Genomic DNA, 6,441 nt, shown 5'->3' with positions numbered 1-6,441 from the left:
CAACCACACCATCGAACCCCAGGGTTGCAAAAGTGGGGGTGACCATAGATTTTTGTTGCACATCGAGCGGCGTCAATCGCCGGACGGCACCGCGCCACCGGCCATCACCGGCTGGCGCGACGCACGTGCGGCACGCCAGGCCCACCACAGACGCAACCCCAGCAACAGCGCCATCACCGCCGCGTAGATCGACACCTCGGCAAAGTCGTGCTTGCCAGCCTTGTGCCACCAGTAGTGCAGGATGCCGAGCACGCCGGTCACGTACACCAGCCGGTGCAGCCATTGCCAGCGCTTGCCGCCCAGGCGCCGCACCATCGCGTTGGTGGAGGTGGCGGCCAGCGGAATCATCAGCACGAACGCGGTAAAGCCGACGGTGATGAAGGGTCGCTTGACGACGTCCTTCAGCATCGACGCAGGATCGAGCCCGCGGTCAACCAGCAGCCAGATCAGGAAGTGGACCGTGCCGTAGAAGAACGTGTACAGCCCCAGCATGCGGCGGATGCGGATCAGCCAGTTCATGCCGGTGAGGCGGCGCAGCGGCGTGATGGCCAGCGTGCAGCACAGCAGCACCAGCGTCCACGTGCCGGTCGAGCGCGTGACGAACTCCAGCGGGTTGGCGCCGAACTGGTCAGTCGCGCCCAGCACCAGCAACCGCAGGAACGGCACCAGCGCGACCAGCCACACGACGATCTTCATCACGCGCAGTTGCTTGGGCGACAGCATGGAAGGCAGGGCTTTCACGGGGCATCCTCAGAAGAACTTGCGCAGGTCCATGCCCGTATAGAGCGAGGCAACCTGATCGTAGCCGTTGAACATCAGCGTCTTGCGCTTGGGCGCGAACAGGCCGCCGAAGCCGCCCTTGTCCTCGCCGATGCGGCGCTCGGTGGCCTGGCTCCAGCGCGGGTGGTCCACGGTCGGGTTCACGTTGGAGTAGAAGCCGTACTCGTTGGAGGCGGCGAGGTTCCAGCTGGTCGGCGGCTGCTTGTCGACAAAGCGGATCTTGACGATGGACTTGGCGCTCTTGAAGCCGTACTTCCACGGCAAGACCATGCGCACCGGGGCGCCGTTCTGGTTCGGCAGCACCTGGCCGTACAGGCCGAAGGTGAGCAGCGCGAGCGGGTGCATGGCCTCATCCAGCCGCAGGCCCTCGCTGTACGGCCAGTCGAGCACCGGGCTGCTGACGCCGGGCATCTGGCGCTTGTCGGCCAGCGAGATGAACTGGATGTACTTGGCGCCGCCCAACGGCTCGACACGGCGGATCAGCTCGGCCAGCGGAAACCCGACCCACGGGATCACCATCGACCAGCCCTCGACGCAGCGCAGACGATAGACACGCTCTTCCATTGGCGCCAGCTTCATCAGGTCGTCCAGGTCGTAGGTCTTGGGCGTCTTCACCAGCCCTTCCACGCTGACCTGCCAGGGGTGCGGGCGCAGCGTGCCGGCATAGCGCGCGGGGTCGGACTTATCGGTGCCGAACTCGTAGAAGTTGTTGTAGCCCGTCACCTCGTCGAACGGCGTCAGCTTCTCGACCGTGGTGTAGGCGGTGTTCGGCTTGGCGGCCAGCTTGGCCAGCGCCGGGTTGGCGGCAAAGGCCTGGCGCGCGGCCCATGGCGACAGCGCCGCACCGGCCGCCCCCAGCGCCGCGGCGGTCAGCAGGCGGCGGCGCTGCTCAAAGATGTGCTGTGGCGTGATCTCGCTGGCAGCAATGTCATCTCCGCGCAGCCAGCGGTCGGTCTTGATCAGCATGGTCGGTGGTCCTCGTTGTGCGGGCGCCAGCGCAAGCTGGCTCCCATGTGCGTTGGTCGCGCCCGCGCCGCCAACCTGACAGCGCGCGGCGAAATTTTTCGGGTGCTCATTGCTTGGGCGCAGGCCCGGTGAATTCGCTGTACTGCCGGTACACCGTCTGCGCCACTTCCAGCAGCTGCGGTCGCGCCAGCGGTCCGGATACCGCAAACCCCAGCCCGTGGTCCGCCCAGTAGAACGCCATCGGCGGCGGCTTGTCCACCGCCGGATGCATCGCCGACAGCACCCGGCTATCCGGCGCCAGCGTCTCCAGCCGGAAGCCGGTGTCGCGGTTGTTGGGCATGCGCCGCAATTGCACGGAGATGCGCGTGCCGTCCGGCCCCTCGTACATCAGCATGGCCGTGGGCGCATCCGCCACCACCGTCTGGCGCCCGCCGATCAACCGGTAGCCGAGCAACGTCAGGTCGGGGATATGCAGCTGCGCATCCAGCCGCCGCGACAGCCACGTGACGAGATGGGCCTCCTCGGCGGCCGGCACCTCCACCATATGCTTGGACTCGGGCGCGTAGACGACGTGCGATACCAGCGCGTCGTTGGCAAAGCGCCGCATCGGCACGGTGCGGTCCAGGGCGCCCCGGCCCAGCCAGCCTGCGCCGGTGCCGATGGCCAGGCACGCGACACCCAACGCCAGCATGCTCCAGCCGCGCATGGCGCCAAAGCCGCCCCGTGCCGGGGGGTGGCCCGCTGCCCGGTTGGCCGCCTGGATCGCCGCCGGGATGCGGCGCTGCGGCACCACTTCATTCAGCAATGGGTCGAGCGCGCGATGCAGTTGCGCGTCGACGCGGCGCCACGCTGCCACCTCGGCGGCAGCGCCGGGGTGCGCCGCCAAGTACGCTTCCACGGCGGCGCGGCGTGCTGCGTCCAGGCGGCCGTCGGCGTAGGCGTGGAGTTCGTCAATGTGGATGGCGCTGTGGGGAGAATTGGCGGACATGGTCGGCCTCACTTCACGCGGTGTAGCGTGGTGCTGCTGTCGGCGGGCGGTCCCGATGCAGCGGGTGCGCCGTCGAGCGCCACACGCATCCGCTCGCGTGCCCGCGACAGGCGCGACATCACGGTACCCACCGGCACGCCCAGCACGTCGGCGGCTTCGCGGTAGGCGAGCTGCTCCAGCCCGACCAGTAGCAATACCGCACGCTGGTCCTCAGGCAACGACGCCAGCGCGCGCAGCATGTCGCGGCGCAGGCCGGGGTCTTCGTTGATCGGGATCTCGGGCGGTGTGTCGGTCAGGTCGAGCCGATCGGGCCGGCGCACGGCGTTCAGGTGCAGGCGATGCATGATGGTCAGCAGCCACGCGAACAGCGGGTCACCCGCCTCCACCGCCGCGCCCAACACGCCCAGCCGCGTCGGCCGCAACTGGAAGCGCCAGCGGAACCGCCAGGCGCGCTCCAGCGTGTCCTGCACGAGGTCGTCGGCGCGGGTGGCGTCGCCGGTCAGGCCGCGCGCGTGGCGGCGCAGGCGCGGCGTCAGCGCGATCAGGCGGCCGGCGAGGTCGGACATGGCACGCGCGTGGTGGGCGGAACGTGGGTGGCGCGGCAGGCGCGCTTATGGCTTGGCGAGGTGCCAGATGTTCAGGAAACCGTCGCCGGTCTGGTCGCCGGGCATCTTGTCCTTGCTGAACAGGTAGAGCGGCTTGCCATGGTAGGCCCACTGCTTCTTGCCGTCGTCGCGGGTGAGGATGGTGTAGTCGCCGGAGGCCTTGTCGGCGTCATTGGCGGCCAGCGGCGGCCAGGTGTTGGCGCAGTTGCCGTTGCAGGCGCTCTTGCCGGCCATGGTGTCGCGGTCGAAGGTGTAGAGCGCCATGCCGTGGGCGTCGGTGAGCGTGCCATTCATCACCTTGACGGCCGACGGCGTGGACGACACCCCCATGCCCATGCTGCTGCAGCCGGCCAGACCCAGCGCGGCGAGCGTCATGGCGCCGGCGGCCAGTGCCAGGCGCGCGCCGGACACAGAACGGGACAACACAGGAAAGGCTGCGGACTGGCTCATCTTGTTCTCCTTGGGATGGAGGGGCGCGGGAATCGCGCCCTCATAGAGCAGTAAACACGCTGTGTGCGTCTTTATTCCAGTCCGCCGACGATTTTTGTGACTTACAGCTCGCCGTAGCTGTGCAGACCCGAGAGGAACATGTTCACCCCCAGGAAGGCGAACGTCGTCACCAGCAGGCCGATCAGCGCCCACCACGCCGCCATGCGCCCGCGCAGCCCCTTCATCAGCCGCATGTGCAGCCAGGCCGCGTAGTTCAGCCAGACGATCAGCGCCCAGGTCTCCTTCGGGTCCCAGCTCCAGTAGCCGCCCCAGGCGTCGGCCGCCCACAGCGCACCGAGGATGGTGGCGATGGTGAAGAATGCAAAGCCGACCGTGATGGCCTTGTACATCACATCGTCCAGCACCTCGAGCGACGGCAGCCGGTCGACCAGGATGCCGTGCTCCTTGAGCAGGTAGGCCCCGCCCACCATGGCCGCCAGGGAGAACGTGCCGTAGCCGATGAAGTTGGCCGGCACGTGGATCTTCATCCACCAGCTCTGCAGTGCCGGCACCAGCGGCTGGATCTCCTGCGCGCCGCGCGACACCGTGTACCACAGCAGAAAGCCCACCGCCGCCGACACCACCAGCATCACGAACGGCCCCAGCGCGCGCGTCTTGTAGCGCTGCTCGTAGTACAGGTAGAACAGCGAGGTGATCAGCGTGAAGAGGATGAACACCTCGTACAGGTTCGAGATGGGAATGTGCCCGATGTCGGCGCCCACCAGGTAGGACTCGTACCAGCGCACCAGCATGCCGGTCAGGCCCAGCACCACGGCGGCCCAGCACAGCTTGCTGCCGATCGCCCCGCCCGCCTCCCAGCGCGCCGCCAGGCCCGCCCAGAAGAACAGCGTGGACAGGAAGATCAGCGCGCTCATCCACAGGATGGCCGACTGGCTGGCGAGGAAGTATTTCAGGAAGAAGGCGTGGTCGGCACGGGCAAGCTCGGGGCCGTTCGCGCCGCTGTACTGGGAGATGGCGAACAGCGACAGCGCGGCCAGCCCGATCATCAGCACGCGCACCGGCTTCCAGGTCCAGCCCAGCCATGCGAAGGCCGGCACGGCGGCCACCAGGATGCCGCGCTCGTAACCGTCCATGTAGGCGCCGTAGCGCGAGAAGGCATAGCCGGCGCCAGCGGCCAGAAACACCGCGAACAACCAGTCGAACCAGCCCAGGCGACGGAAATAGGACGGACGCTGCAGCGCACCAAGATCAGCGGCCACGGCAGTCGCTGACGACGATTGGGGGAGATTGGTCGCTTCCATCACCGGCTCACTTCGTTGGTTTGGGGTCGGCCTGCGCTGCACTGGCGGGGCCGGGCGCGCCGACAGCGGCGCGGACATCCTGCTTGAGGCGCTCGTATTCGCGGTCGAAGTCGAGCGTGCGGCGCGTGGTCGACATGGCGGTCAACACATGGGCGCCGGAGGCGGATTCAGTACCGTTGGGGCGAATCCACAGCCACCAGCGGCGCTCCCGCACGTAGAACATCGAGAACACGCCCAGCACCAGCAGCAACGACCCAAGATACACGATGTTTTTGCCCGGCGCACGCGTGAGCTGGAACACGCTGGCCTGGACTTGCTGGAAATCAACCAGCTGCAGATAGACCGGCGCGCCGTAGAAGAAACTGTCCGACAGCGAGTTGATGGCGGTCTGGAGCCATTGGCTGCTGGTCGCGTCGACCGTGGGCGCAGGCAGGCCGTCCTGCGCGCGGGCCAGTTGCCACAGCTCCCAGACCGCACTGTTGATGATCTTCATCAGCACGTCGGCAGCCTTCTCGCGCTCGCCCTCGGGCACCGACTTCTGCAGGAAGTTGGCCACCGCCGCAAAGCCGCCCTCGCCGTTGGCCGGGGCACCCTTGATGTCGGTGACGCCGGCAAACAGGTCGAGCGCGCGGCGGGCGCTCTCCGCCAGCTGCGCACGCAACTGGGTGCGGTCATCGCCCGGCATGGAGAGCAGCGCGAAGCGGCGCGCCGCCTCGCCGCGCATCGCCGGGCTTTGCAGCGCGGCACGCAGGCGCATCCAGTCGTTGACGGTGCCTTGCACATCGGCGGGAATGCGCAGGTAGCGGAACGGCTCGTCCGGCTGCGTGCGCACACCGGCCAGGAACACCGATTGGCCCTCGAGCGTGATCGGCAGCATGTAGTTGCTGAACTCGCGCGCCTGCCCGTTGGCGTCGCGCAGCTTGTACTGCACCGACGGGCCGACGTTGCGCAGGTCGCGGTCGCGCGTCATCTTGGTGACGTTGCCGAGTTCGGCGCGCAGGCCGGCGTCCCCCGCCCCCTTCTTGCCGACGCCGCGCGCGTCCTGCTTGCCAGCGGCATCGGTGACGGTCTCGACGTTCATCAGGCGGAAGTCGGTGAACTCCACCGTGTAGTCGGCACCGGGGCCGGCGAGTTTGGTGTTCTCGCCCACCGTACCGCCCAGCGCGAAGGTCTTGCCATCCGTGCCACGCATTGGGAAGCCGGTCAGCTTGAGCTTGGAGCCACCGTCTTCGAAGCTCGACTGGTAGATCGCCACGCCGTCGATCACGAAGGGCTTGTTCACCTCGACGCGCGCGTCGGTCTGCTTGCCGGTGCGGCGGTCGGTCACGACGATGTCGCTGGCAAACAGCTT

Annotated in this window: 7 protein-coding genes; all 7 read right to left on the bottom strand. The window is 67.8% G+C overall.

Features of this window, described 5'->3' with window-relative positions:
- Positions 1-72: 72 nt before the first annotated feature.
- A complete protein-coding gene (gene msrQ / locus QZ609_RS23175; RefSeq protein WP_295499900.1) occupies positions 73-741 on the bottom strand; it encodes a protein-methionine-sulfoxide reductase heme-binding subunit MsrQ in 669 nt (222 codons plus the stop codon).
- A 9-nt stretch (positions 742-750) separates the two neighbouring features.
- The gene (gene msrP, locus QZ609_RS23170; protein ID WP_295499899.1) at positions 751-1,746 is read right to left on the bottom strand and encodes a protein-methionine-sulfoxide reductase catalytic subunit MsrP; all 996 of its coding nucleotides are present in this window, start codon (positions 1,744-1,746) and stop codon (positions 751-753) included.
- Between the two features lie 106 nt (positions 1,747-1,852).
- Positions 1,853-2,734: an anti-sigma factor gene (locus QZ609_RS23165; protein ID WP_295499897.1), complete on the bottom strand. Its 882-nt coding sequence runs from the start codon at positions 2,732-2,734 to the stop codon at positions 1,853-1,855.
- 8 nt (positions 2,735-2,742) lie between these two features.
- Positions 2,743-3,300 carry an RNA polymerase sigma factor gene (locus QZ609_RS23160; protein WP_295499896.1) on the bottom strand — a complete coding sequence of 186 codons (558 nt, stop codon included), beginning with the start codon at positions 3,298-3,300 and terminating at the stop codon, positions 2,743-2,745.
- A 45-nt stretch (positions 3,301-3,345) separates the two neighbouring features.
- Positions 3,346-3,789, bottom strand: a complete 444-nt coding sequence (locus QZ609_RS23155) for an ATP-binding protein (protein WP_295499894.1) — start codon at positions 3,787-3,789, stop codon at positions 3,346-3,348.
- Positions 3,790-3,890: 101 nt separating this feature from the next.
- Positions 3,891-5,090 (bottom strand): c-type cytochrome biogenesis protein CcsB, encoded by a 1,200-nt coding sequence (ccsB, locus tag QZ609_RS23150; protein ID WP_295499892.1) that lies wholly within the window; start codon positions 5,088-5,090, stop codon positions 3,891-3,893.
- Between the two features lie 7 nt (positions 5,091-5,097).
- Positions 5,098-6,441 (bottom strand): cytochrome c biogenesis protein ResB (locus tag QZ609_RS23145; protein WP_295499890.1); only part of this gene is annotated, 1,344 nt, incomplete at its 5' end.

It is taken from the genome of uncultured Ralstonia sp. (assembly GCA_913056305.1).
Lineage (GTDB): Bacteria > Pseudomonadota > Gammaproteobacteria > Burkholderiales > Burkholderiaceae > Ralstonia.
This window is presented reverse-complemented; position numbering and strand designations above follow the sequence as displayed.

What these genes read in the sequence shown, in the direction of transcription:
- msrP (WP_295499899.1), bottom strand. Translation starts at nt 1,746, where the DNA reads ATGCTGATCAAGACCGACCGCTGGCTGCGCGGAGATGACATTGCTGCC.
- QZ609_RS23165 (WP_295499897.1), bottom strand. Translation starts at nt 2,734, where the DNA reads ATGTCCGCCAATTCTCCCCACAGCGCCATCCACATTGACGAACTCCAC.
- QZ609_RS23160 (WP_295499896.1), bottom strand. Translation starts at nt 3,300, where the DNA reads ATGTCCGACCTCGCCGGCCGCCTGATCGCGCTGACGCCGCGCCTGCGC.
- QZ609_RS23155 (WP_295499894.1), bottom strand. Translation starts at nt 3,789, where the DNA reads ATGAGCCAGTCCGCAGCCTTTCCTGTGTTGTCCCGTTCTGTGTCCGGC.
- ccsB (WP_295499892.1), bottom strand. Translation starts at nt 5,090, where the DNA reads ATGGAAGCGACCAATCTCCCCCAATCGTCGTCAGCGACTGCCGTGGCC.